At 39.7% G+C, this 23,838-nt stretch carries 19 protein-coding genes, 1 tRNA gene and 2 pseudogenes; 11 read left to right on the plus strand and 11 right to left on the minus strand.

All coding sequences use genetic code 11. The annotated features are described in order from the left end of the window. The first annotated feature begins 46 nt into the window (after positions 1 to 46). The 3 genes from QM738_RS13205 (at position 47) to QM738_RS13215 (ending at position 2,841) form a co-directional block, all read left to right on the plus strand. Positions 47 to 577: an ExbD/TolR family protein gene (locus tag QM738_RS13205; protein ID WP_462277195.1), complete on the plus strand. Its 531-nt coding sequence runs from the start codon at positions 47 to 49 to the stop codon at positions 575 to 577. Between the two features lie 13 nt (positions 578 to 590). Beyond that, complete coding sequence (mnmE, locus tag QM738_RS13210) at positions 591 to 1,997, plus strand: tRNA uridine-5-carboxymethylaminomethyl(34) synthesis GTPase MnmE (protein ID WP_462277196.1); 1,407 nt, start codon at positions 591 to 593, stop codon at positions 1,995 to 1,997. An 85-nt stretch (positions 1,998 to 2,082) separates the two neighbouring features. Next, positions 2,083 to 2,841, plus strand: a complete 759-nt coding sequence (locus QM738_RS13215) for a DUF4184 family protein (RefSeq protein ID WP_462277197.1) — start codon at positions 2,083 to 2,085, stop codon at positions 2,839 to 2,841. A gap of 30 nt (positions 2,842 to 2,871) precedes the next feature. Here QM738_RS13215 and QM738_RS13220 read toward each other — a convergent pair whose 3' ends face one another. Continuing rightward, positions 2,872 to 4,596: a DEAD/DEAH box helicase gene (locus QM738_RS13220; protein ID WP_462277198.1), complete on the minus strand. Its 1,725-nt coding sequence runs from the start codon at positions 4,594 to 4,596 to the stop codon at positions 2,872 to 2,874. A 318-nt stretch (positions 4,597 to 4,914) separates the two neighbouring features. Between QM738_RS13220 and QM738_RS13225 the strand changes: the two genes are divergently transcribed. After that, on the plus strand, positions 4,915 to 5,922 hold the full coding sequence (locus QM738_RS13225) for a hypothetical protein (RefSeq protein ID WP_462277199.1): 1,008 nt from the start codon (positions 4,915 to 4,917) through the stop codon (positions 5,920 to 5,922). 83 nt (positions 5,923 to 6,005) lie between these two features. Then, positions 6,006 to 6,584, plus strand: a complete 579-nt coding sequence (locus tag QM738_RS13230; RefSeq protein ID WP_462277200.1) for a porin family protein — start codon at positions 6,006 to 6,008, stop codon at positions 6,582 to 6,584. Between the two features lie 4 nt (positions 6,585 to 6,588). Here QM738_RS13230 and QM738_RS13235 read toward each other — a convergent pair whose 3' ends face one another. After that, positions 6,589 to 7,164 carry an L-threonylcarbamoyladenylate synthase gene (locus QM738_RS13235; protein WP_462277201.1) on the minus strand — a complete coding sequence of 192 codons (576 nt, stop codon included), beginning with the start codon at positions 7,162 to 7,164 and terminating at the stop codon, positions 6,589 to 6,591. A 1-nt stretch (position 7,165) separates the two neighbouring features. Next, entirely contained in the window at positions 7,166 to 8,164 is a 999-nt protein-coding gene (locus tag QM738_RS13240; protein WP_462277202.1) for a glycosyltransferase family 9 protein, read from the minus strand. Positions 8,165 to 8,241: 77 nt separating this feature from the next. Between QM738_RS13240 and QM738_RS13245 the strand changes: the two genes are divergently transcribed. The 3 genes from QM738_RS13245 to QM738_RS13255 all read left to right on the plus strand — a co-directional run bounded on the left by QM738_RS13245 (position 8,242) and on the right by QM738_RS13255 (position 10,224). Next, on the plus strand, positions 8,242 to 9,054 hold the full coding sequence (locus QM738_RS13245) for a 2,3,4,5-tetrahydropyridine-2,6-dicarboxylate N-succinyltransferase (RefSeq protein WP_462277203.1): 813 nt from the start codon (positions 8,242 to 8,244) through the stop codon (positions 9,052 to 9,054). A 93-nt stretch (positions 9,055 to 9,147) separates the two neighbouring features. After that, positions 9,148 to 10,068, plus strand: a complete 921-nt coding sequence (locus QM738_RS13250) for a DMT family transporter (RefSeq protein ID WP_462277204.1) — start codon at positions 9,148 to 9,150, stop codon at positions 10,066 to 10,068. Between the two features lie 72 nt (positions 10,069 to 10,140). Further along, positions 10,141 to 10,224, plus strand: a tRNA-Leu gene (locus QM738_RS13255). 739 nt (positions 10,225 to 10,963) lie between these two features. Here the strand turns inward: QM738_RS13255 and QM738_RS13260 are convergent. The 4 genes and pseudogenes from QM738_RS13260 to QM738_RS13275 all read right to left on the minus strand — a co-directional run. Continuing rightward, a pseudogene (locus QM738_RS13260) lies at positions 10,964 to 11,734 on the minus strand (recombinase family protein); the annotation flags it as partial. Continuing rightward, positions 11,731 to 11,874 (minus strand): hypothetical protein, encoded by a 144-nt coding sequence (locus QM738_RS13265; RefSeq protein ID WP_462277205.1) that lies wholly within the window; start codon positions 11,872 to 11,874, stop codon positions 11,731 to 11,733. The pseudogene QM738_RS13260 and the gene QM738_RS13265, both read right to left, overlap by 4 nt. A 158-nt stretch (positions 11,875 to 12,032) precedes the next feature. Continuing rightward, positions 12,033 to 13,472, minus strand: coding sequence for an AAA family ATPase (locus tag QM738_RS13270; RefSeq protein WP_462277206.1), 1,440 nt, complete (start codon positions 13,470 to 13,472; stop codon positions 12,033 to 12,035). 221 nt (positions 13,473 to 13,693) lie between these two features. Continuing rightward, a complete protein-coding gene (locus tag QM738_RS13275; protein ID WP_462277207.1) occupies positions 13,694 to 14,518 on the minus strand; it encodes a hypothetical protein in 825 nt (274 codons plus the stop codon). 88 nt (positions 14,519 to 14,606) lie between these two features. Between QM738_RS13275 and QM738_RS13280 the strand changes: the two genes are divergently transcribed. From QM738_RS13280 to QM738_RS13290, 3 genes and pseudogenes are all read left to right on the plus strand, one after another. Next, positions 14,607 to 17,375 carry a hypothetical protein gene (locus QM738_RS13280; RefSeq protein WP_462277208.1) on the plus strand — a complete coding sequence of 923 codons (2,769 nt, stop codon included), beginning with the start codon at positions 14,607 to 14,609 and terminating at the stop codon, positions 17,373 to 17,375. Between the two features lie 173 nt (positions 17,376 to 17,548). Continuing rightward, positions 17,549 to 17,659, plus strand: a pseudogene (locus QM738_RS13285) (hypothetical protein); the annotation flags it as partial. Positions 17,660 to 18,226: 567 nt separating this feature from the next. After that, positions 18,227 to 20,872 carry a 5'-methylthioadenosine/S-adenosylhomocysteine nucleosidase family protein gene (locus QM738_RS13290; protein WP_462277209.1) on the plus strand — a complete coding sequence of 882 codons (2,646 nt, stop codon included), beginning with the start codon at positions 18,227 to 18,229 and terminating at the stop codon, positions 20,870 to 20,872. A gap of 100 nt (positions 20,873 to 20,972) precedes the next feature. Here the strand turns inward: QM738_RS13290 and QM738_RS13295 are convergent, their stop codons facing one another. From QM738_RS13295 to QM738_RS13310, 4 genes are all read right to left on the minus strand, one after another. Beyond that, complete coding sequence (locus tag QM738_RS13295) at positions 20,973 to 21,830, minus strand: hypothetical protein (protein ID WP_462277210.1); 858 nt, start codon at positions 21,828 to 21,830, stop codon at positions 20,973 to 20,975. Between the two features lie 2 nt (positions 21,831 to 21,832). Further along, on the minus strand, positions 21,833 to 22,651 hold the full coding sequence (locus QM738_RS13300) for a hypothetical protein (protein WP_462277211.1): 819 nt from the start codon (positions 22,649 to 22,651) through the stop codon (positions 21,833 to 21,835). Between the two features lie 97 nt (positions 22,652 to 22,748). Then, complete coding sequence (locus QM738_RS13305) at positions 22,749 to 23,318, minus strand: hypothetical protein (RefSeq protein WP_462277212.1); 570 nt, start codon at positions 23,316 to 23,318, stop codon at positions 22,749 to 22,751. Between the two features lie 199 nt (positions 23,319 to 23,517). After that, positions 23,518 to 23,838 carry a hypothetical protein gene (locus QM738_RS13310; RefSeq protein WP_462277213.1) on the minus strand — a complete coding sequence of 107 codons (321 nt, stop codon included), beginning with the start codon at positions 23,836 to 23,838 and terminating at the stop codon, positions 23,518 to 23,520.

The raw sequence follows: 23,838 nt of genomic DNA on the forward strand, positions 1-23,838 counted from the left end.
CTTATGGAAAATAAAAAACAAATGGTCTCATTTAAAACTTACTACTATGGCAGAAATACAATCAACCACTGCAGCAAAACATTCCAAAGGTAAAAGGATGAATAAAAAAAGTACCCGGGTGGATCTTACTCCAATGGTGGACCTGGGTTTTTTACTGATCACTTTTTTTGTGTTCACCACCACTATGGCCAAGCCAAGAGTGATGGGGCTTGTTTCGCCCAACGATAATGACCCTACGGTACAAAGCAATGTTTGCGAAAGCTGTGCTATCACCATCATCCTGGATAAAAATAACAGGATATTTTATTACGAAGGCATACCGGACAATAACGCAGTAGTTAAAGAAACTTCTTTCACCAACGATGCTGTAAGAAAAGTACTGACGGATAAACTTGCCTCTGTGAAAAAAATAAAAGGCACCACGGATGATATGGTGATGATCATTAAGGCCAATGACGAAGCCCTGTTCAAAAACTTTGTGGATATTGCTGATGAAGTGACCATCAACAATGTGAAGCATTATTTTATTGATGAAGTGAACGATACGGACAGGAAACTGATAAAACCGCTGCAATAAGTATCTTTGCGGCATGCAAAATACGCTTTCGGGATGGGATGATACTATTGTGGCCATAGCCACGCCACAGGGCGTTGGCGCCATTGGGGTGATAAGATTGAGCGGGAAGGATGCGATCGCTATTATTGACCGTTTATTCGCTTCTAAAGAGCTTACAAAGCAGGCTACGCATACACTGCATGTGGGCTTGTTAAAAGAAGCAGGCATTGTGATAGATGAAGTGGTGGTATCGCTGTATAAAAATCCTAAAAGTTATACCGGTGAGGATGTGGTGGAGATCAGCTGCCACGGCAGCCCCTATGTGCAGCAGCAGGTGGTGGAAGCCTGTATACGTATGGGGGCCCGCATGGCCAAACCGGGAGAGTTTACACAGCGTGCTTTTTTAAACGGCAAGCTGGATCTTACACAGGCAGAAGCGGTGGCCGACCTGATAGCTGCAGAAACGGAAGCAGTGCATCAAACAGCATTGCAGCAAATGAAGGGTGGTTTCAGCAATGATATCAAACAATTAAGGGAGCAACTGATCCACTTTGCGGCGTTGATAGAGCTGGAACTTGACTTTGGCGAAGAAGATGTTGAATTTGCCGACCGCAAAAAACTGGAGGACCTGGTAGATGAGATTTTACATTCGGTGCAAAAACTGATCCGCTCCTTTAAACTGGGCAACATTATTAAGAATGGTGTTACCACGGTTATTGCAGGCAGGCCCAATGCCGGGAAATCCACTTTGCTGAATGCGCTGCTAAATGAAGAGCGGGCGATCGTAACAGCTATTGCCGGTACTACCAGGGATACCATTGAAGAAAAACTGGTGGTGAATGGTATTGCTTTCCGGTTGATTGATACAGCCGGTATAAGGGAGGCGACCGATGTAATCGAAAAGATGGGTATTGAAAAATCCATGGAGAAGATCAACAGCGCCGGTATATTGATGTATGTATTTGATGTGAATACCAATACAGAAAAAGATGTACTGGACGACCTGGAAAAACTGCAGCAACCTAACCAGCAGGTTCTGATAGTAGCCAATAAAATAGATACAGCTGATAAAGCGCAGTTAGATCAGCTGCATGCAGGTATCCATGCGTTCAATAAAGATAACCGGCAGGTATTTGAAATATCTGCATTGAATAAAACACAAATTGACGAGCTGGTGAATTATCTTCCTTCGCTGGTGCTTTCTGAAAAAATTAATACGGGGCAAACCATCGTGGTCAATTCCCGCCACTATGCCTCTTTACTGGACTGTGAAACTTCGTTGCTGAAAGTACAATCGGGACTGCGATCCGGCATCAGTGGTGATCTGCTGGCGCTTGATATCCGCCATGCCTTGCAGGCGCTGGGCGAAATTACCGGTGAGATACTGCACGACCGGGATATACTGGGTACGATCTTCGGTAAGTTCTGTATCGGTAAATAAATTATTCTTTACAATGACTTTTTTTGAGCGGCAAAAATTATCCATAGCTTCCAGCTTCTTTTGCAGATAAACCATTTCTTTGCAGATGCCTTTTACGTTCTCGCATCCTGCAGTTGTATTGCCTTTTTGTAATGTAAAAAAGATGTGCCTTTCTTTTACCGGATTGGTTGCAGGCAGCATTATACCTGATGTAGAGTTTTTATTGCGCCTGCGCAATACAGAAAATTTAGGCCATACCTGGTACGGCATTTTTTTGATCGATATGCCCATGGCGATCGTGTTCAGTTTTATTTTTCATAATTTGATCAGGGACATAATGGTGCTGCATTTACCTGCTTTCTTCCGGCAACGATTATCGCTGATGCCTGCATTTAACTGGACGGAATATTTTAAACAGCACAAATTAATTGTACTGCTTTCGATCTTCATTGGTATCCTTTCGCACCTGATACTGGATGTGTTTACGCATAAGAATAAATTGATCGGCCATATTTTTAAACCATTCAACAGCGAACTGATGATAGGAGGGCACGCAGTGCACCTGTATTTTATTTTGCAGGTAGGCTTTTCAATACTGGGGTTGCTGTATATGCTTTGGTTTGTTTGCAGGATGGAAAAACAGGTTTTGCTTCCTGCGCCGCCAACCCTGCTGCAGTACTGGATAAGTTTGTTGCTGATCGCTGTTCTACTATTTGCTGTAAGGGTAGTGGTTGACAGGGTGCATCAAAGCAGCGACGATATCATTATTGCTGCAACCGGCAGCCTGGTATATGCTTTACTGATCGTGTCGGTATATTATTTTAAAAAGCAAAAGGCCTTTAAAAAAATATCCCCGGCTGTTTAAACCGGGGATACATACATTTTTATAGATCAATTACCTGAAGCTCCTTTTTTCTTTCGGAGCAAAGGTTCTTTTTCTTTCTCTTCCATGCCCTTCATCATTGGGGCGTTTAAAACCGCCGTCTGCTTCGTTCATACGAATAGTACGGTTGTTGTAACGCTTGCCATCTATTGCTGCGATCATTCTGCCTGCTTCTGCTTTATCCACTTCCACCCAGCTATTCATATCCCTCATATCTATCTTACCCAGTACTTCTTTCTTTAAATTGCTTTCATCTAAAATAAACTGCAGGAAACTTGCTTTATAAAAACCATCTTTTGTTCCCAGGTTCACAAACAATCTTGTATAACCATTGTCTCGCCTGTTGAAATTGCGTTCGCCACGGTTGTCTCTTCCTTCGCCGGAAGATTGCCTTCTTTCGCCACGGAAATCATTCCTGTTAAGGTCTTCAGCATTCTCATAATATTTTAAGAAATGACTGAATTCCAAAGCAGCAACACGTTGCAATACTTCTTCCTTACTTACGTCTGCAAATTTTTCCATCAGGTCGGGGATGTAAGTTTCATAATCGCCATGGCTTACATCTGCCTGCATCAGTTTATCCATAAAGTGGAAGAACTGTTTACGGCATACTTCTTTACCAGTCGGCACATCCACTTTGTGAAACTGTGCATTGATCATCCTTTCCAGCGATTTGATCTTATAAGTTTCCCTGCTGTGGCAGATAGAAAGACAGATACCGGTTTTGCCCGCCCTGCCTGTACGGCCGCTGCGGTGGGTATATACTTCCATATCATCGGGTAATTCAAAATTGATCACGTGCGTTACGCCATCCACATCAATACCACGTGCTGCAACATCGGTTGCTATCAGTAACTGCAGACTTTTTGTACGGAACCTGCCCATTACTTTATCACGCTGCTGCTGTGTAAGATCGCCGTGCAACGCTTCTATTTCGTATCCTGATTTTGCCAGGCGTTCGCTTATTTCCTGCGCATCTACTTTGGTACGGGTAAAGATGATGCCATACATTCCGGGATTAAAATCGATCAGTCTTTTCAGTGCTTCGTAACGGTGCTGTTGCGGCACTACAAAATACTGGTGATCGATGTTAACGTTACCGCTGTTCTTTTTACCTACGGTAACTTCTTTAGGCGTATCCATGTAGTTTTTGGATATGGCCCTTACTTCGGGTGGCATAGTGGCGCTGAACAGCCAGATGCTTTCCCTGTTGATAGTATTCTTCAATACAAAATCAATATCATCACGGAAACCCATGTTCAACATTTCATCTGCTTCATCCAATACTACATATTTTACTTTCTGCAGGTCGATGGCTTTTCTTTCGATCAGATCGATGAGCCTGCCCGGTGTTGCAACAACGATCTGCACACCTTTTTTAAGATTGCGTATCTGCATGGTGATAGATGCACCGCCGTATACTGCTTCGGTGAATATATTCCTGCTGTGTTTCTTGAATTTTTCGAGGTCGTTGGTTATCTGCAGGCACAATTCCCTGGTAGGGCAAACCACCAATGCCTGTGCATGCCTTTGTGATGGATCGATGAGTTGTAAAAGCGGTAAACCAAATGCCGCTGTTTTGCCGGTACCGGTTTGGGCAAGCCCTATAAAATCGGTGGTGCCGGATAATAATACGGGAATGGATTTTTGCTGTATTTCAGAGGGTGTTTCAAATCCCAGGTCGGTTACAGCCTGTACCAATTGTTCGTTTAAGCCTAAGGCTTCAAATGCATTCATTTAAAATTGTTTTGTGATAGCCACATGTTTGTCGCGGTATTCTGTCACCGGATGTCATGCTTTGGCCGTTGGAGAACCTTGCTGGCACCGGGCCCCGGCAAAGGTTATTTGTGATAGTGAAAACTGCTTGCAGTGATCTTCTTTCAACAGCAACTGAGCATGGTCATGTAATTCTCAGTTATTAGTAATTGGGCGCAAAGGTAAGGCTTTTCGGCCGTATAACCAGCTAATTGCCGAAGTTTGCGTTTAATTAACTAAATTTCAAAGGCTGTTAAACTATTTTTGAATTACCGAGTCCAAACCAACTCACCGGATTGTATGCAAAAAATTTACCTTGTCTTATTGCTATGGATATCTGCGGTTCCTGCTATTGCGCAACTGGATTCCCTGTCTAAAAAAGATAAGGCTATGCTGGACTCGATGATGGCCAATGATGAGTTCCTGAAGCTTTTTAAAGAGCAATCTAAAAATTCGCTGGATGTGAGTGTTGGTATCGGCAATGGCGCTTTCAGCAGTCATAACAATGCTGCCAATGCCACCGGGGTGGATAATAAAATGATCTATACGCCTTCCATTGTATACCGTTTAAAAAGCGGTTTTAATTTTGGTGTCACCGGTTTTATTACTACCGACAGCGCTCATAAAGCAGAGCTGTATCAAACCGGTGTTACTGCAGGGTATGATTATTATGGCGATAAGATCAATGCGGGACTTTCGTATACCCGTTACCTGAGTGACCGTGATAAATACAATACCAAATCTTTGTATCAAAATGATATTTACGGTTATATCAAAAAAGCAAAGGGTATTATACAACCGGGCCTTGCCATCGGTTTTGCCAACGGCGATTATAAAGAATACAGTTATACCAGTTTTTCAAAAACGGTACACTTGCTGTTGCCTCTGCCTAATGGAAGAGATTCTACATTCACTGTTTCGGGTAATGATTCCACGGATAATAAAGTAAGTTATTTTTCTGCGTCGGTAAATATTGAACATGATTTTAGTTTTTACAAACTGTTTGATAAAGATGATGAACTGGATTTTACTCCTTCGTTGATATTGAATATGGGCAGTGATCAATTCTCTCAAACGCATACCAATAAAATATTCGACCGGCCCCGTATAAGAAAACTGGCAGGGATTAAAAAAACAGAATCGACCAACCAGTTCCAGGTACAATCCATTGCTGCTTCGTTTGATTTTACTTATGGCGTTGGTAAATTCTTTTTGCAACCCAACTTTTACCTGGACTATTATTTACCTGAAACAACGGGCAAAAGGTTCACTGCGATCTTTGCTGTTACTGCAGGCTTTTCGTTCTGATCCTCTTAACAAAACATTACCGTACGTAAATAACTGTTGGCATATAAGTTGGACGTATTCTTCAACTAAAAACAATTTTATTTATGAAAATCAAACTCCTTTTAACCGTTGCGATCAGCATGGCCACCATCACCGCTTTTAGTCAAAGCATTAAAATAGGTGTAAAGGGTGGCGCCACTATGAACAAATTAACCGGCCAAACCTTTAAAGAAAATTTTTCTTATGGATATCACCTGGGTGGTTTTGTTACACTGGGGCTGGGCAAAAAGTTCGCTATTCAACCCGAGGTATTATTCAACCAGGTAAATGTTGACACTTCTGATAAATTCAGTTCGATCTATCAATTCAATAAACTCAACAGTGTACAGTTGAAATATCTTACCATTCCTATTTTACTCAACTATAATGTAGGCAAGCTGCTGTCACTGCAGGCTGGTCCGCAGTTTGGTATACTAATGAACAAGAGCAATACTTTTATACAGAATGGAAGAGATGCTTTTAAGAGCGGCGACTTTAGTATGCTGGGTGGTGTGCAGTTGAATATTTCTCACTTTAGGTTATATGGCCGCTATGCGGTAGGGTTAAATAACCTGAATGATATTGATGATAAGGATAAGTGGAAAAGCCAGAGCATTCAACTGGGTGTGGGCTTAACGTTATAATATTTCAGGAACGTATGATGGTGAGAGAGCCATCGGCGTTCCATTTTACAATAGCAGACGGTGCTGACGGAGTTAAATCATCCTGGCGGTGTTGAACTATATAGTCAACACCGTTTTTTATTACTATATCCACATCATTGTATACTGACGGTGGCGGATACCCTGAAATATTAGCGGATGTGGAAACAATGGGTTTCTTAAAACGCCTGATGAGCTCCCTGCAAAAATCATCTTTCACTATCCTTATTGCGATGCTGCCATCTTTGTTTACAAGGTTGTTTGCCAGGTTGATAGCACCTTCGTAAATAACCGTAGTAGGTTTATGAATGCCTTTTATATAATCAAACACTTTTGCATCGGCCTGTGTTACATACCGGGGTAATTCTTTTTCTTCTGCCACTAATATAATCATGCTTTTTTCGTCGGCACGTTTTTTTAAACGGTATATAGCAGCCACTGCTTTTTCGTTGGTGGCGTCGCAGCCAATGCCCCAGATGGTATCGGTTGGGTAGAGGATGAGCCCGCCGTTTTGCATGGCGGCGATGCTTTTTTCTATATCGTTGTCAAATCCTACTGGCATATCAGGAAGGTAATGTTTGTAAAAGTTGTTGCGTGGTTATTGTGTAGCCGCATTTAAAATGCTGCAATGGACATTCTTTTTTTCCGTGCAGTCCGCAGGGCCTGCAGGTCAATGTTTCTGTTGTTTCCACAATAAAGGATGCATCGGATAATGGTGTAAAACCAAATGCCGGTACGGTGGAACAAAATATGGCTGTGACCGGTGCGTTGGTGGCCGATGCAAAATGCAGCGGCGCAGAATCGTTCACATAATTCATCACGGCGCTTTGCATTAATGCTGCTGATTGCAGGAAACTTAATTTACCGGCCAGAACAGTTACGTTCTTATTTTTTGCAGCCGACTGTATGGCTTCACATTCTGCCGCATTATCTTTTCCGCCCAGCAGGTAAACTGTATATCGTGCAGGTAAATTATCAATGAGTTCGATCCATTTTTCGTATGGATATTTTTTAGTGAACCATACGCTCGACGGAGTCATGGTAACAAAAGCTTGCTGCGTATATTGCTTTACCGATTCAACGTCATTTGCAGCAGGATACAATTTAGGTCTTATAATAGTGTTATCAGTAAATGCTGCTACCAGGTCGTTGTTCCTTTCCACTTCGTGTTTATAGGGCGCTGTGGTACTGATAATGTGTGGTATCTTTTTGGTAAATAAAAAACTCAAGGGATTTTTATTGAAGCCAATGGTTGTTTTGGCGGCAGAAAAAGCCGTGATCAAACCGGTGGAAAAAAAGCGCTGCAGGTTGATCACACAATCATACTTGGATTTCCTGATCTGTTGAATGATACCAAAAAGATTCCGTGTTTTATGCTCTTTTTTATTCCAGATAAGTATGTTGGTGATATGCGGGTTATTGGCCAGCAATGCTTCGTTGCCTTTGCGTACCAGGAAATCTACCTGTGCATCCGGGAAATACTGACCCAGCTTTTCCACCACGGCAGTTGCCAGTACCACATCGCCTATAAAAGCTGTTTGTATGACCAGTATTTTTTTCATGTGCCCCGCAAAGTTATTGATTAAAATGCTTTTCCGGTTATTGAATCAACATTGTACATTTGCCAAAAATTAGTAGCATGAAAGAAATGATCAATGAAGCCTGGGGCAACAGGGAATTACTGAAGGATGTAAAATATGCCGATGCTGTAAGAAAAGTGATTGAAGAAGTGGATAAGGGCAGGTTGCGTACCGCATCGCCTGCGGAAGATGGCCAGGGCTGGGTGGTGAATGAATGGGTGAAGCAGGCAATACTGATGTACTTTGCTATTCAGCAGATGCAAACCTATACTTTGCCTCCGTTTGAATTTTATGATAAGATGAAACTGAAAAGTGATTATGCTTCGCTGGGTGTGCGTGCGGTGCCGCATGCGGTGGCGAGGTATGGCAGCTTTTTGGCTAAGAATGTGGTGTTGATGCCGAGCTATGTAAACATCGGCGCTTACGTGGATGAAGGCACGATGGTGGATACCTGGGCTACTGTGGGCAGCTGTGCACAGATCGGTAAGGGCGTGCACCTGAGCGGCGGTGTGGGCATTGGCGGTGTGCTGGAACCATTGCAGGCCAGCCCCGTGATCATTGAAGATGGTTGCTTTATTGGCAGCCGTTGCATTGTGGTGGAAGGTGTGATAGTTGAAAAAGAAGCGGTGCTGGGTGCCAACGTGGTACTGACGCAATCCACCAAGATCATTGACGTGAGCGGTGCTGAACCGGTGGAAATGAAAGGCAGGGTGCCTGCACGAAGCGTGGTGATACCGGGCAGTTATACTAAAAAATTTCCTGCAGGTGAATATGGTGTTGGCTGTGCGTTAATTATCGGGCAGCGCAAACCAAGTACCGATCTTAAGACGAGTTTGAATGATGCGCTGCGGGATTTTAATGTAAGCGTGTAATAACAGCGAATGTGACCATATCGAATGTCGAATATTGAATGTTATTTGTATTAAAGGACATTCGATATTCGACATTTTATATTCGATATATTAATGAAAAGGGCTGCTGAAAAAATATCAATCACCGGTTTTATCATCACTTTTATTGGTGCTATTTTATTTTCCACCAAGGCGGTGATCGTTAAAAAAGCATTTGCTGATATTAAAGCCGATGCGTTGAGCCTGCTGGCGGTTCGCATGATCTGTTCGGTGCCGGTTTACCTGGCCGTAGCATTTTATAAAAGCGGGCAGCAGCAGAATGTAAAGCTTACGCGAAAACAATGGTGGCAGTTGCTGCTGTTGGGCCTGATGGGTTACTATATCAGCAGCCTGCTGGATTTTGTGGGCCTGCAATATATTTCTGCCGGGCTGGAACGCCTGATACTTTTTTTATATCCCACCATTACGGTACTGATCACTGCTGTGTTCTTTAAACAAAAGATCACCCGGGTGCAACTGACAGCGCTGGTGCTTACCTATACCGGTATTGCTATTGCTTTTTTAGGTGAGCTAAAGGTAGATGCCCGTAATCCTCATTTTTACCTGGGCAGCCTGCTTATTTTTCTTTGCGCCATTACCTATGGTTATTTTATTGCCGGCAGCGGACAGCTGATACCGCAGGTGGGCGCTACTAAATTTACCGCCTATGCCATGACGGTGGCTTCGATAGGTGTATTGCTGCATTTTGCCATTAACGGCAATTTTACTGTGATCGCATCGGGCGACAACCGTTTCTGGATGTATGGTGTGCTACTGGCCATTGTAGCCACGGTGATCCCCACTTTTATGATATCGGCCGGTTTAAAAAGAATGGGTTCCAACAATGTGGCGATCATTTCGAGTATCGGGCCTATTTCCACCGTGATACAGGCGCATTTTATACTGGGCGAAAGGATCTTTGCTGCGCAGGTGGTGGGTACGGTGCTGGTAATTGCAGGAGTTGTGATGATTGGCTGGAAAACTAATAAAAGATAGTTTTTTGCAACGATTTTTGTTATACATTTGCAACCCGGCTGATAGATCGGTTGATCAAAACAGCTATGGAATGCCCAGGTGGCGAAATTGGTAGACGCACTGTGTTCAGGTCGCAGCGTTCGCAAGGATGTGCTGGTTCGAATCCAGTCCTGGGCACTGAACAGGACAAATCGAAATTTTCTTCGGTTTGTCCTTTTTCTTTTTCGCTGAAACCCTTGCCCAGACTGTATATCAGCTCAACAGCCTCATTGAGCCGGGCGGTTCGAAAATTAAAGCCGTCAAAAACTAACTTTTCAGGATATATCGAACCAATTATTTCCCGCTTAACTTTATTATCGCTGGTTTCGTATACCTCATCCAGTGACCCAAGGGATGTCAACGCATCGTTTATCAGTTTGTCAATGTCATTGGTATCTTTAGACATTTCCATCAGTTCTGCTTCCAGTGCCGTTATCCTCTTTTCATAATCACCTTTTATTATCCTATAATCTGAAGTGTCTAAATCGCCAGCCAATAAAAGTTTACGGGCATTTGAAAGTTCCGTATTGGCTTTTGTCAAAGAGTCCTGCATTTCTTTGACACCTGCTCTTTGTAATTTTGCTTTTGACCGAAACTCTTGTTCTATAACAAGCTTATAGACTTCTGCCATGCCTAGCTTTGGAATTAATCTTTTTAACTCTTTTGAAAATAACTGGTTGGCATTTTCTGCCTTAAATCTGGTTCCGCAAACGGAATTGCAATGGTAATAATAGTATTTGCCATTTCTGCCAGTGGAAGCACTACCGGTTAATACCTTTCCACATTTAGGACATAATAGATAACCTCTTAATTGCAAAATATCAAGGCTTCCAACCTTAGTACGGTAGTTAATTTTTTTGCCATTGAGATAATCCTGTACCCGGTAAAATAAAGCTTCAGAAATAACTGGTTCATGCAGACCTTGCGCATGTTTTACCGGTTCGTCTTTATAAGCTGATATATAGATGCGGCCACAATACACTGGATTTCTTAATGCATTCCAGAAATTTGACTTTGAACATTTGATACCTTTTGCGAAAGCTTCTTTCATGATTTGCTCAATGTTAAACTGTCCCTCATCAATTGTTTCAAAAACCCATCTCATTATATCTCCATCTGGATAACTCGGCGCTATGTACTTCTTGCCATTTTCAGCAACTTTGTTTCTGTATCCTACAGGAGCAGGTCCCATCCAACGTCCTTCCTTCTTTGCTTTTCTCATACCAAGCAATACATTCAGTGCCCTGCGATCATTTTCAACTTCAGGCGCAGCGAGATAAAATGCAAGCATTAATTTATTTTCAGGAACTGAAAGATCTAATGGCTGTTCTATTGCCTGCGGCTCAGCACCAAGGTGTCTGAGTGTATTTATCATTTGGTATGCATCACCTGCATTGCGACTGAATCTGTCCCATTTTGTAAATAGGATAAAGTCTACAGCATTTTTTTGCTTTTTCAAACTCAACAGCAACTCTGACCATCTGGGACGATTAAAGGTTTTTGCCGAATGATCTTCAAAAATTACTTTGCGAATTCTGATCTTGTTATTATCGCAGTATTTTTTCAAACGATCTTCCTGGTCTCGCTGTGAATAACCTTTGTCAGCCTGTTCGTCTGTACTTACCCGTATATATAAATCTGCTGTCATGATTCTTTTTCTTTTTGGTTAATAACTATTTTCGCCAGCTTCTGCATAAATGCTAAAATCAATACCGCCTCTTCCATTGATATTTGCATATCATGCTGCTTTAAAATTTCGACTACCTTTTCAGGATTCACATTTTCCATATCACACCTCCGCTTTAATCTTACAAACACGTTTATAAAATTAATACTCTTTTTTATGGAGGTAATGACTTGACTAAATATCAATCATAAGTCTTTATTAAACTTATTGGCGTTTTGGCCGCATATAAAAAATTATAAGCGGCCAAAACCTATTTTGTTCATTGCCTGAATAAGGTGTTCATGTCTAGGCTTTGTTGTATTAATTTATCTGAATAATCATTTTCTTTAACGCCATAAGTCGTGATCATTGTCATGAATATGGTACTTACGTTACTGTTCTTTTGTTTAAATACACTCTCTTTTTGTTCTAATGTTCTGGCATAAGTTTTATCTATCGTGAAAGCACTGTTATAGAATTTTATTTCACAGAGATTCACAATCCCATCCTTCCTGTCAAGAACTAGATCAATCTGTGCTCCTTTATCTTTACTGCCTTTGGCTGGAACAAAACGCCATACAGAGGCTTCTGCGCCCTTTCTTATTTTAAGGCCTTCAATGATTTGCTCAACATGTTTAAGGCATACGGCTTCAAAGGCTATTCCACACCAGATATTATATGATGGTTCTGCGCTTGCTTTTGACCACGAGTACCTGTCACCCGATTTTCGTTTATCCATAAACTTTAGATAGAAAATTGAAAATTCATCGATCAGGCGATATACACTGTCTTTCACTACTTTTCCGTATGGTATAGATTGCTGGATGAAGCCTGATTTTTCCAATTCTTCAATTACTATTGTAGCCCTGCCACCGGAACTTAAGCCACACTTTTCTATTATCTGCTGCCTTGTTAAACCTTTTCCGTTACGTGCAAGTTCCCGGACTACTTTTATGTGATTAGATGCGAGTTCAAACAAAGAGTTGTACAGTTTATCAAATTCTCCTTTTAAGAGTCCCTGTTTGGAGAAACAGGTTGCTTCAATTACCTGGGTAGGGCTTTTATCTTTGTCTACTGATTTCAAATAGTGCGGAATACCCCCGAATGTCATATAGAGTTGTAATATCTGGTATCTATCCAGTTTGCAACCCTTTGCCCTTAGAAATTCTTCTGTCTCGGCCAATGTAAAAGGTTCTAATACTATAGTTCTTGTTAGCCGATTATATAGCCCACCTTTATTATGAATGATGTTATGCAACATCCAGGATGCAGAAGATCCGCAAACTACCAGGAGAATTTGGGAATGACGGCTCGCCCAATTATTCCAAAAATGTTCAAAAGCAGAAAGAAAACCAGATTTTCTTCCGTCAAGCCAGGGAAGTTCATCCAGAAATACCACAAGCTTCTTTTTGCTTAACAAAGGCTGTAGATACTGTTCTAACGCATTAAAAGCAGCAATCCAACTCGACGGAGCCACCATTGGCAATGCAGCGCCACTGGATTTTTGTAGTGACAGGCTGAACTGGAGCAATTGATTTTTTAAAGATGCCTGGTACATCCCGGTAAGATGAAATGTTATATTGCCTTTAAAATAGGTTTCTATCATGTAAGTTTTACCTACACGCCGTCTTCCATATACAGCAAGAAATTCTGCAGATTTTGATTTCAGTAAATTACCCAGAATCTCTTTTTCGATTTCCCGGCCAATCAATTCCTCCATCTCGTATAAATTTTGTCTCTTAAAGATATGGATTTGGCCAGATATAAAAAATATAAACGGCCAAATATTTGCTATTTAAAACTGTTTTGGCCGGATATAAAAAAATATAAACGGCCAAATTACAAAAAATAGAAACATGGAATATTAGCCTGATTAAAAAATGGCCAGGAGGTGAAACTTAAGATAATAATGTTAGCACTTACATAGAGGCATGGTCTGTCTTAAAGTTTTTTATGGGTATAACCATAAAGGGTGATTAACTCAAAATCTTCTCTCTTTGTTTTTGCAATTGCACCCCTTACTCCATCTGAGGGAACAAAGCCCAACACAAAAGCGAAGGAATGGTTCTCTTCGGTCTTTTCTAAAAAATCTTTCAGTTGGTCTGCCGAATAATTTAATCCTTCAACCCTCACGTCAAGATCATTTAATATGTCCCAGATTTTTAAGTTGACCTTGTTTGCATCCACAGGATTAATTTCCAGGTGAGGGCGCGCTTTCGCTTTTTCTGAAAGCCTGTTATAAGCCTCGTCTGCTTCCGCGGCAAAGATGTGATCGTAATCGTCATAAGTAAGTACAACAACGGATGGCTCTTCGTCTGACGCACCTGCAACAAACTGGACTCCGCTTGCCTGTTTAAATGCATCGCCGATTTCAAAGCTAACCAGGCGAAATGGCGGCGAATTATATTCACATGCCCGGCCTTTATCTGTAATGTCTAACCATATGCCCGTACTAATGAACTTTATGTTATTGTCCTTCAACTTCGCAAGCGGTGGGTAGCTTTTTTCGTCTTTTCCTGTATCAAATCTGAAAGCAAGGTCAGTATCTATAAAATCAAATTGGAGAATATAATTTCCACTGGTTTCATTGATAGAAATTTGCAGATTGAAGGCGTTATGCCGAAAAATATCCATCAGTTTGCTGCTGGTCGCCTTGTCTTTGCACATCAGGATCAGAAGTCCTTGTCCAGTCGGTGTAGTCTGGATGGAAATATCGTTGCACATTGCTTCATTTAGATCTTGCTCAGATAAAGTAGGTTTAGGCATAACTTTGCAGTTGAGAATTATTTTACATTATTACAAATTATTAAATAAAATACAGAATACAAACAGGCGAAAGCGACAAAGTTTAAAGATGTCAACTCACAAGCTCCATATTTTTTCAAAAAACAGGGATGCCGTTGCGGCACAGAAGGGCTACTCGTTTCAACAATTGAAAACTTTGGAAGACTGGATCGAAAACAGGATTGCAGGAGCTGATGAAGAAATTTACTGCGATTTTGAAGACGACATTTTTTCAAGGAATTTATCGAAATCCGAAGTAACGTTCAAACAGATCAAACTCTACAGCACAGATTTTTCTTTTTCATCTGAAGCTATAAAAAAGGCCATTGCTCATTTTTTTTCTTTGTACGTAAAAGGCGAATATAGTTTTGATAAAACAACTTTTTATTTTGAAACCAATGCTTCAGTGGTTGGAAGGGATGTTAAAGATAATGATGCAGCTTTGCTAACCGAATGGAATGAAAATCAGAGCAACATCTCTGACGATTTACTCAAACGTATCAGGATCAGAGTTAAAAAGATACTCGGAGAGTATATTGCCGAAAGAGTGGAAGAGCTAAAAGAAAACGTTGATTTAAAAAGCGATCTGCAAAGGGCTAAAAACATTTATGATAATCTTACCGATGAAGATTTTGATGCTTTTACCAAAAGTATAAACTGGCAATTCGACGACGAAGAGACCAATGAAGCTGTTGAAAATATCCTGGGTAGAATAAGCGGTCTTATACCAAAACTTCCCCTGCCACTGGATGCGGCCAAAACAACTATCTATTCGTCATTGCTGGTCAGTGAAGTGTTTATGCGCTCTATTCAAGATGAACCAGAAGGTAGAAAGCTTACAAAAGATTTACTTGATGCTGTATTGCTCAGCGCGGGTAAAAAGGAAGATCAATGGTATCCCGAAGCAATACAGCAATTTAGAGGAGCTGATATCACACAATTCTATCCTGGAGAATTCCAGGCAGCAATAGCCGGCGCGAGGTATTGCAGATGGAATCAAATGGATGAAGGGCACAAACTTCTTTGGATAGGTGTACTTACTCAATACATTGAGTTGAGTGATATCCCGGATGCAAACAAGCGTAAGGCGATTTACGAATATATCTTCCTGAAGATAGGGCATGATTTAAAACAAAACAGAACAGCCAGTCCCGTAATTGATGATATCGGGCTCATAAATTATTATATCGCCAACTGGAAGCCTTCATACCGCTTAAGAGATATAGAAGACGACGTGTCTTTCCTGCAATTGATCAAAAGTCAGATATTGTTATTGGGACTACCATTCCCCGTAGATCAGGTAACAAAATGGGAAGCTGATATTAAAAATTATCTGGAAACAGAAGCAGCTAAAGAAAAGAAAATTGATCGGCTATGCGAAATACTGGAGATACAGGGGCATCTTGCTCATCAGTGGGATTTTAATGATCGAATCAAGGGGTATAAAGCGGGCTTTGAATATTACAGGAGAATTCCGCCGTTACTGGATAAAACGCAATATTATTCATTGACTGGCCTGTATGACCAGTTGGGAGAGATGACGAAGATGCTGATCAAACATCAAATCGGTGGTGACCTTATACCAATGATTGATGAATTTATGGGTGAGATTCAGGAGCATGCAGATAAAACTGGTCTTAGGCATAAAGCTGCCCAAAGTTTCATTGAAAGAGGCGCACTCTATCTTGCTCATCATGATCTACCCAACTACCTTTTAGCGTTGGAACAGTTTCACAAAGCCAAGGAAAAATGGAGGCTTGAATACACAAAGGAAGGATACATTATTTCTCTTTTAGGTATCGCAAGTATGTATGAAGCATTAGGCATGACTTTCGCCGCCAAATACTACTCTCTGGTGGCTTTTTGGAATACATGGCATTTTGCTGATCCCAAACTTTACAAATACCTTCCAAAGGCATTGTCCCTAGTTTTGGATATTGATCATAAACACGGAGCATGGATATCTGGTATAAATGACTTTGAACATTATCTCTACGCCAAAAGAGAATTCGATGAGAAGGGTTTTGATATGGCAGGCGATGAATATTACGAGAAGGCCGTATTCCAAATGGGCACAATAATGCATGCAATCCCTTTGTTGCATCCGGAAATGAATGAGTTTGTTGAATCTTTGAAAAAATCCCTGGGCTTTATATGGACTGATCAAATCAGCCCATTAATTGACGCGATGAATAAAGAAGCGCCTGATAGGGATTCTCTCATCAAAATTGTGGATCATCATCTCGTTGATTTCCCGTTGAATGATGTGGGAGCGGTAAGAAATATTCATTTCAGAGCTTTGGAAAATAGCTGGCACATGCAGTTTGAGAACAATGAATCGATGGCTCCAATAGCAGAGGAGTTCATCAGTTTTCTGCAGGTAACGCTATGTGAGATAGCCAGGATTAATTCTGCAATACTGAATACCGGCAGGAAAATTTCCATAGTTATTGAAAAAGGGCATTTCCAAAAGCAAATGCACAGTGCAAATAACTGGGTTATCACAATTCCGGAATTTGACAGCAACGAAACAAGAGAAGTTCAAATGCATTATTTGTATATCGGATCGCTAATCATTTCGATTCTGCAAAATATCAGCACTGTTACAAACGATGAGTTCAGACTTTTTTACAATGAAGAACTGCTACACAAACATAATCTGGGGGGCAAAGTTATTGAAGGGGTTTCTTATCAAAGAGTGTTTAGAAATACGACTGGCGCTTCTTCTGAATTAACAAAGCAAAAAGCAGACTTCCCTTCTTTAAATACTGACGGATTTAATAAGCACTACAGGGATTGGCTGGCGGTAAACAAAAATAGGTTGCCCGCAAAGAAATAGCCCCTGGCAATTTTTAGTACTGTCTTATTTACTGGCAAGAATTTTTATTTCCTCTATATTAACTTGATAGATGGTAGGAAGACGAATTGCCCACCTGCTTTAAAAATATAAACGATACCATATTTGAATATGCTATCTCCAAATCGACCCAGTAGGGTGTAACAACAAAGGGTACACTATACGGTGTCTATAATGCAGTGACCGAGTATTTTCAAAATGTGGGCACTTTCAAGAATGATGAAGCAAAAATCCCCCCCTGCGGTATGGCGGAACCGCACCGTTGAGAAGCTAGAAGGCTTTGGACCTTTGCGGAAATTTTGCGAAAGGAAGATCACTGGACTTTATTAATCAATAGCACCTAAAGAGCGAGTAAAGGCATTGGAAACGATGCCTTTATATTGCCTGGAAAGCCCCCGCTGCTTAAAGTAACGTTATTAGATTGCAGGACAGCAAGAACTGCCTTTCATTGCTTACTGCATATTGGTTTTCAAAGGTATTTACAAAAAAAAAGTATTTGTCAAGCTAAATTTAAAAAAATGATATATATTTAACATACATAACTTCTTTTTAACCTAACCAGACTACCTATGCAGATACAGTTTGATTGCACCCTCAAAAAACATGCGAAGACAAATTTTGAGCAAACATTAATAAAACTATGTCTCCAAAATAATCTCATACCACCCTTTTTTGAATCGAGAAAATACGTACGCTATAAAGGGTTGGTGAAGTTTGCGAATCTGGATACGCAAAAAAAATTCTATGGTTATGTCGCCAACTTGCGAGGCGGTGGCAGTGCTTGGTTAGAGAATTATTCTGCAAACTAATTAGTAAAATAGCCCTAACTACATATGCCTAAACCGTCCTTCAAAGTGAGGAGGTTATCAATGGCGAACTCAAATGACGAAAACCTATTACGTAAAATAAATGTCTATTCTACGGAAAGGGAAAAGAGCGCCCCAACCTTCAATACAAATGACAAAACAATTCTTAGTTTCCGAGGAAAAGTAAGACCGAATCCGGATGCCAACTATTTGAAATTCTACAAACAGCATAACGTTTGGCTGAGTAAGGTTATCAAAGAAATCGAAGTTGGCAAAAAAGTAGCATTCGGGGCCTTTAGAAATTATACACATCCGACTGGAGATTTGTTTAGTGGTAGTATAGCGCCAGAAGAATGCTTAATTGGCTCTGTAATTATAAAAAAGGGACATTCAGGGCAAATCGAATTGAAAAATCTCCTAACAGATCATTATGAAATCCGTAAATGTTTTGGCGAGGAATTGACTACAACGGAACAGTTGAGAGCCTATAAAAATAATATACGGCAAAAGTTAATTGACCGCTGCGAAAACTTTTGCTCTTTTAGAAATTATCGTCGAATAGAAATGGAAATTCATTCTGCAAACTATGAATTAATAAATCTCTTTCTAAAAAATGAATACAGAATAATACACACCAGAAGATCAAAATATAACGACAGCGATTATTTTTATATTTTTTCAAAAAATTTATCCAACTTTCAAGGCAACGATCCTTATGACTACCAATTTCTGGTTAAGAATATTCTGACTTTCTACTTTCCGTTTCAAGAAATTAAAATGCCATTGCAATCCTCGGTCCTTGGAGACGACTCAGGAACTTTGCATTATGTACTTAAATCTTCGAATGACAGTGATACTCTGGCCTTAAATAGCATTTTAGATATGGAGGAAAGAAACATCGATTTGCCTGCTGAAACATCAACGTCTCCTGTCTTAGATGAATCTGAAGTTGCGGAGTTAAAAAAGTTAGATTTAACGGTAGAATGCAAAGTCGACTTTGACCTCGCAAGAGAAGGTAATAGTGACAATGATGTCATTATAATAAACGATCAGTTTTTACAAAAATATGATTCATCATCAAATTTGAAAATCCTATTTACTGATAAAAAGGTATTTAAAGAAAATGAAAGTTTGGATGAAGGTAGTAAAGCAATAAAAGTATTGGAGTGGAAAGATTTCGAGAAATTAGAAAATGTAAAAAAACTCTATTTGAATAAACTATTGCGGAAGTCTGAGATAGGCGGTTTTTTGCTTGTTGTTGAAGAGAGATTTAAAGAACGCATTGTCGAATTTTCTAAAAAAGACGACGTGTATACTATATGTATGTTCGACGGTTGTGGAAATTATCTTCAAAATGCTGACAATGTTGATTATCATAAAAATGTTAAGATTTTTTTCTATTCGCATTCTTCTGATAAAAATGTGAAGGAAGGTATTTGGGGATACGCTAGTCTCGAAAGGTATTCAGGTGGGGCTAAAAATTTTTTTGACGACGAGGACGAAGAAAACTACACCCAGCAAGTAGATATTTCTAAATCAATTTATGATGATGCTGACTTAAACTATTTTTCTTTCTATAACGATGAGAAAAACAAAAATGTTATCAAGTTACATATAAGGAATATTAGGTTATTTGATACGATCATGCCTCTTGAACCAAAGATACTTTCTCAGAAAATGATAGAGTACGTATATTATAGAGAAGGAGGCGGTGATCAGTGGTTCGACACTTTCTGGTTTAATTCTTACTTTGATCGTACAACTGTCGAGAATATTTTGAAATACGACCATAATTCACAACCAATTGCAAATACATTGACAAACAATTTAGAAAAATTAGTTACTTCTCAAACACAAGAAAGCGACAACTTAATTAAAGTCGTGATTTTAACGGCTATCATTGAAGAATACTTGGCGGTTAAGGAGCATCTTACAGCGATTAAAGATGCAACCAAAAATGATACAAGTTATGAGGAGGGTATATTTCAATATAATGGAAAAAGGATTGCCAAAGTTATAATTAGAGAATGCGGCCAAGGAAACGCCACTGCAGCGGCCGAAACCGAAAGAGCAATTCAGAATTTCCATCCACAATGCATGTTTTTTGTTGGCATAGCAGGGTCAAGAAAATCTAATGATTTTAATGTTGGAGATGTTGTCTTTCCAGAAAAAATTTATTATTATGAAGGCGGTAAATCTAAATTAGAGAGCTTTTCGGCCAGACCAGATGTAACGAATTTAAGTTTTACTTTTAAGGAGTTGGCAAAACGGGAGCGTAGAAAATCAGATTGGAAAGATTTAATCAAGGGCCATGAAACGTTGAAGAAGAGTATAAAAGCTGATTTGGGAGTTATTGCTTCAGGCGAAAAAATAGTTGAGCATCATTTGTCCGAAGTCGGAAAGATATTAAGTGAACATTATGAAGACACTTCTGCAGTTGAAAAAGAGGGTTTCGGGTTCGCAAAAGTCATAACAACCTTTCAGGGGAGAAACACTGGTCATATTTTTGTTGGAGTAGTAAGAGGAATTTCTGACATTATAAATTTTGAAAGTAATGATGCAAATTTATCTATTGATAAAAGGCCTAAAGGAAATAAACAGGTGGCCTCGGCTACGGCTTCCGCCTTTGCCTTTTGGCTGATACTCAAATTTGTTGAAACTCCAGTTCAATAACAACATCGCTGAAAAATTTGAGATAAACTGATTTATCATGAAATTTGATTTATACTTTTCAAGTATTGAAAATTGTTAAATCTGGTAGTAATTACAGAGGTTAATCAATTCCTTTTTTTCTCCAGAGTTCATTGATGTCATCTTCAAAGGGTCTGATGAAAGTATAATACATATGGAAGTCATCATCGGCTCTTTCAAATTTATCTTTATACATAACAGTTCCTCTATAAGCAAAAATATATTCTATGTTCCCATCGCTGTCAACGGCGTAATCTTCCACTCCCAAAATTTTAAAATTATAGTCTTTAAAGTGCCCATATTGAATAAACCCTCCAACTGAAGGTTCAGTATCGTCATTGCAAACATCACGAAGAACCTTTAATAATTGGTTGTCTACTGGAATGTTATTAATGCTGATATTTTCTGCCGCTTTATCTGTTCCGCTTCCCATGATAATCATATCACCATCATCTACCAGCACCTCGTCAATCATCGCCTTATAATGTGTATTATAATCAACCAGTTCAAATTTGTATACCAATATATCATTCTGTTCAGGACAAAAACCACCTATTAAGAACTCCATCTGGGGATCCCAATTGGAACCGTTTCTTAATTGGTCCGATGTATGTTCAAAAAATTTGGCAATGACTTTACATATTGACTTTAGGGAAAAATCCGTATGTCCCGGAAGCACCTGTAAATGCTGCAGGGCTTCATATATAGTTTCCTTAATCACGTATGCATTAATAGTGTCGCCACAAAAGCACATACCCAATTTATAGTTGTAAATTGTATCTGTGATTCCGGTTTCAGATGAAGTCGGGTTTTTAATAACGACAGGAACATCCATCACCTTAATTGCTATATCTGAATATTCTGCACCACTCACAGATAATCTAGAATCTGATGCGAATTTAATTGCACCACCATTTTTCCATGCAATACAAAGGGTCATAGTTATTTATTTTTATGTAAATGAACGGTATCTTCATCCGGTATATTTTTTAAATAGGTTAAACCATCCATAACGTCCGGTGTAAAAGTGTTCACATCATAAAATAGTTTTCGCTGTTCCTGGATCCATATAAGCCTGTGTAATTTCGCTGCTGTGGGCTCAATTAGATAACTGATCATGTGCATACGAAGGTTAAGATTTGGATGTATGTAGCTGAGATCTCCGAAACGTTTTGCAGGCTCAGCTAAAACTAATCGAAGACCTCCACCGTGAATTCCATACCTGCTGTCATAATAATAATCTACCTTATCGTAAAGAGTATCTATAGATTTTTTTAAGGCAATACCGGCATCCCCGGTATTTGTTTTAACCATTTCGGCTGCGAAGAAATCTGCAAATATTTCTTCTTTCATTGGGCCGGAATTTTTAAATAGCATCGAGTCCAGTGTAATTTGTGACCCTTGTATTTTCTCGTACCCGTTTTTCCCGATGAGGTGACCAAGTTCATGAAGCAAAACAAAGACCAGCGCATTTGTGCGTAAAATAGAATCTTCATCTGTAAGACGGAATGTTTCATTGCAAATAATTCTCCACGAAGAAGAAACAAAAATGGAATTGTTTTCTTTAGAATTCTGGGCAATCGTTTTTGCGGGCAGGCCATCGGGCTGTGTCAAAAAATAATATAACTCTGTTTCATCAAAGACTTTGCATTCCCACCCACACAAAACCGGTTTCAATTTGTGCTGCTGGATTAAACCATTTACAATATCCATTGCACGGTACAACTCTTCTCTTCCGATTACTGATTCTATAAGACCCATGGAAGATAATTTATCTTCAGCAGGTTTAGTTATGCAGGAATATAATGTTGAAAGGATGAAAGTTGAAAATATTATGCTGCGGTATATTTTGTTCATCCTAAAAGCTGCTTTGGAGTTTTAGCTTTTCAATAATTAAAGTTATTTCGTTAGGCTTGGCCTGCTGAATGTCTTTATATGAAGCAATAATCAGATCTCTTATTTCGATTCCCTTAGCCCTTTTTGTTTCAGCTTCTTCTTTAGCCTTAACAGAAAATCCGGTCGAAAGGGTAGTAGCGGCGGCCAGGATGCCGAGAATTTTAGTTAAGGCTACTTTATCTTTTATCGAAGCCTGAAGGTTCTCCATTGAAATGTTATCGGTTTTGAAATATCCCAGATAACCAGCAAGCAAAGTAATGATGCCTCCAAGAAAAAAGGCAATCCATGATGAAACAGTTGATGAACGGCTCCATTTTTTATAGGAAGTTACATTTTCAGCCATTGCCGTTTCCGCTGTAGCAAAGGCTTGCTTTACGGTTGGGTCTTCTAGAATTTTCACATCGGAAAATCCTTTGACATTACCAGGAAGACTAATCGTTGTGCTGTCACTGTAGTGAGCAATCTGGTAAATTGAAAAAATAATGCCGCACAGTAAAAGGGTGATACCTAAAGGTTTGAAAAATTTGATCATACAAAAGCTATTATTTTGGTGTTACGTAAACAAATTGTAGAGTAAGGTTACAATTGATTGTTTTCAATGAATACGGAGATTTAATATTTGTATTCCTGTTATGATATGACACCCAAAAGATAAACAATTATACAAAAACAAAATGATAGATGCTTACGTAGAAACACGGATATTTTAAAGTGATTTAACTGGCTGTGCATCATTGTTTATCGATACGAACAAGTGCTTCTTTTCCCAATCCTAACAATAAAATCAGGCTAGGATTACCAGAAGCAGAGGAGGGAATGTATTTTATATACCCAAACTCATGTAAGTTATTCAGACATTTGTTATAGGTACTTCTGGCATTTATCTTTGCCATCCTCATCACAGCAACCCTCGTTATCCCAAAAGGATTTATGCCACCGTTGGCATTATATATTTGGAGCAAAGAAAGATAAACACTGATATGTGATGTATTGATCCTTACATCATCCTCAATGGCATCGAAGAATTTCGTCAGCGGTTCGAACTGTTCCAT

It is taken from the genome of Ferruginibacter sp. (genome assembly GCF_049840995.1).
Taxonomy (GTDB): domain Bacteria; phylum Bacteroidota; class Bacteroidia; order Chitinophagales; family Chitinophagaceae; genus Ferruginibacter.

Bases quoted from the DNA above. Each gene is read 5' to 3' on its own strand.
- QM738_RS13205 (WP_462277195.1), top strand. From the start codon at position 47: ATGGCAGAAATACAATCAACCACTGCAGCAAAACATTCCAAAGGTAAA.
- mnmE (WP_462277196.1), top strand. From the start codon at position 591: ATGCAAAATACGCTTTCGGGATGGGATGATACTATTGTGGCCATAGCC.
- QM738_RS13215 (WP_462277197.1), top strand. From the start codon at position 2,083: ATGCCTTTTACGTTCTCGCATCCTGCAGTTGTATTGCCTTTTTGTAAT.
- QM738_RS13220 (WP_462277198.1), bottom strand. From the start codon at position 4,596: ATGAATGCATTTGAAGCCTTAGGCTTAAACGAACAATTGGTACAGGCT.
- QM738_RS13225 (WP_462277199.1), top strand. From the start codon at position 4,915: ATGCAAAAAATTTACCTTGTCTTATTGCTATGGATATCTGCGGTTCCT.
- QM738_RS13230 (WP_462277200.1), top strand. From the start codon at position 6,006: ATGAAAATCAAACTCCTTTTAACCGTTGCGATCAGCATGGCCACCATC.
- QM738_RS13235 (WP_462277201.1), bottom strand. From the start codon at position 7,164: ATGCCAGTAGGATTTGACAACGATATAGAAAAAAGCATCGCCGCCATG.
- QM738_RS13240 (WP_462277202.1), bottom strand. From the start codon at position 8,164: ATGAAAAAAATACTGGTCATACAAACAGCTTTTATAGGCGATGTGGTA.
- QM738_RS13245 (WP_462277203.1), top strand. From the start codon at position 8,242: ATGAAAGAAATGATCAATGAAGCCTGGGGCAACAGGGAATTACTGAAG.
- QM738_RS13250 (WP_462277204.1), top strand. From the start codon at position 9,148: ATGAAAAGGGCTGCTGAAAAAATATCAATCACCGGTTTTATCATCACT.
- QM738_RS13265 (WP_462277205.1), bottom strand. From the start codon at position 11,874: ATGGAAAATGTGAATCCTGAAAAGGTAGTCGAAATTTTAAAGCAGCAT.
- QM738_RS13270 (WP_462277206.1), bottom strand. From the start codon at position 13,472: ATGGAGGAATTGATTGGCCGGGAAATCGAAAAAGAGATTCTGGGTAAT.
- QM738_RS13275 (WP_462277207.1), bottom strand. From the start codon at position 14,518: ATGCCTAAACCTACTTTATCTGAGCAAGATCTAAATGAAGCAATGTGC.
- QM738_RS13280 (WP_462277208.1), top strand. From the start codon at position 14,607: ATGTCAACTCACAAGCTCCATATTTTTTCAAAAAACAGGGATGCCGTT.
- QM738_RS13290 (WP_462277209.1), top strand. From the start codon at position 18,227: ATGCCTAAACCGTCCTTCAAAGTGAGGAGGTTATCAATGGCGAACTCA.
- QM738_RS13295 (WP_462277210.1), bottom strand. From the start codon at position 21,830: ATGACCCTTTGTATTGCATGGAAAAATGGTGGTGCAATTAAATTCGCA.
- QM738_RS13300 (WP_462277211.1), bottom strand. From the start codon at position 22,651: ATGGGTCTTATAGAATCAGTAATCGGAAGAGAAGAGTTGTACCGTGCA.
- QM738_RS13305 (WP_462277212.1), bottom strand. From the start codon at position 23,318: ATGATCAAATTTTTCAAACCTTTAGGTATCACCCTTTTACTGTGCGGC.
- QM738_RS13310 (WP_462277213.1), bottom strand. From the start codon at position 23,838: ATGGAACAGTTCGAACCGCTGACGAAATTCTTCGATGCCATTGAGGAT.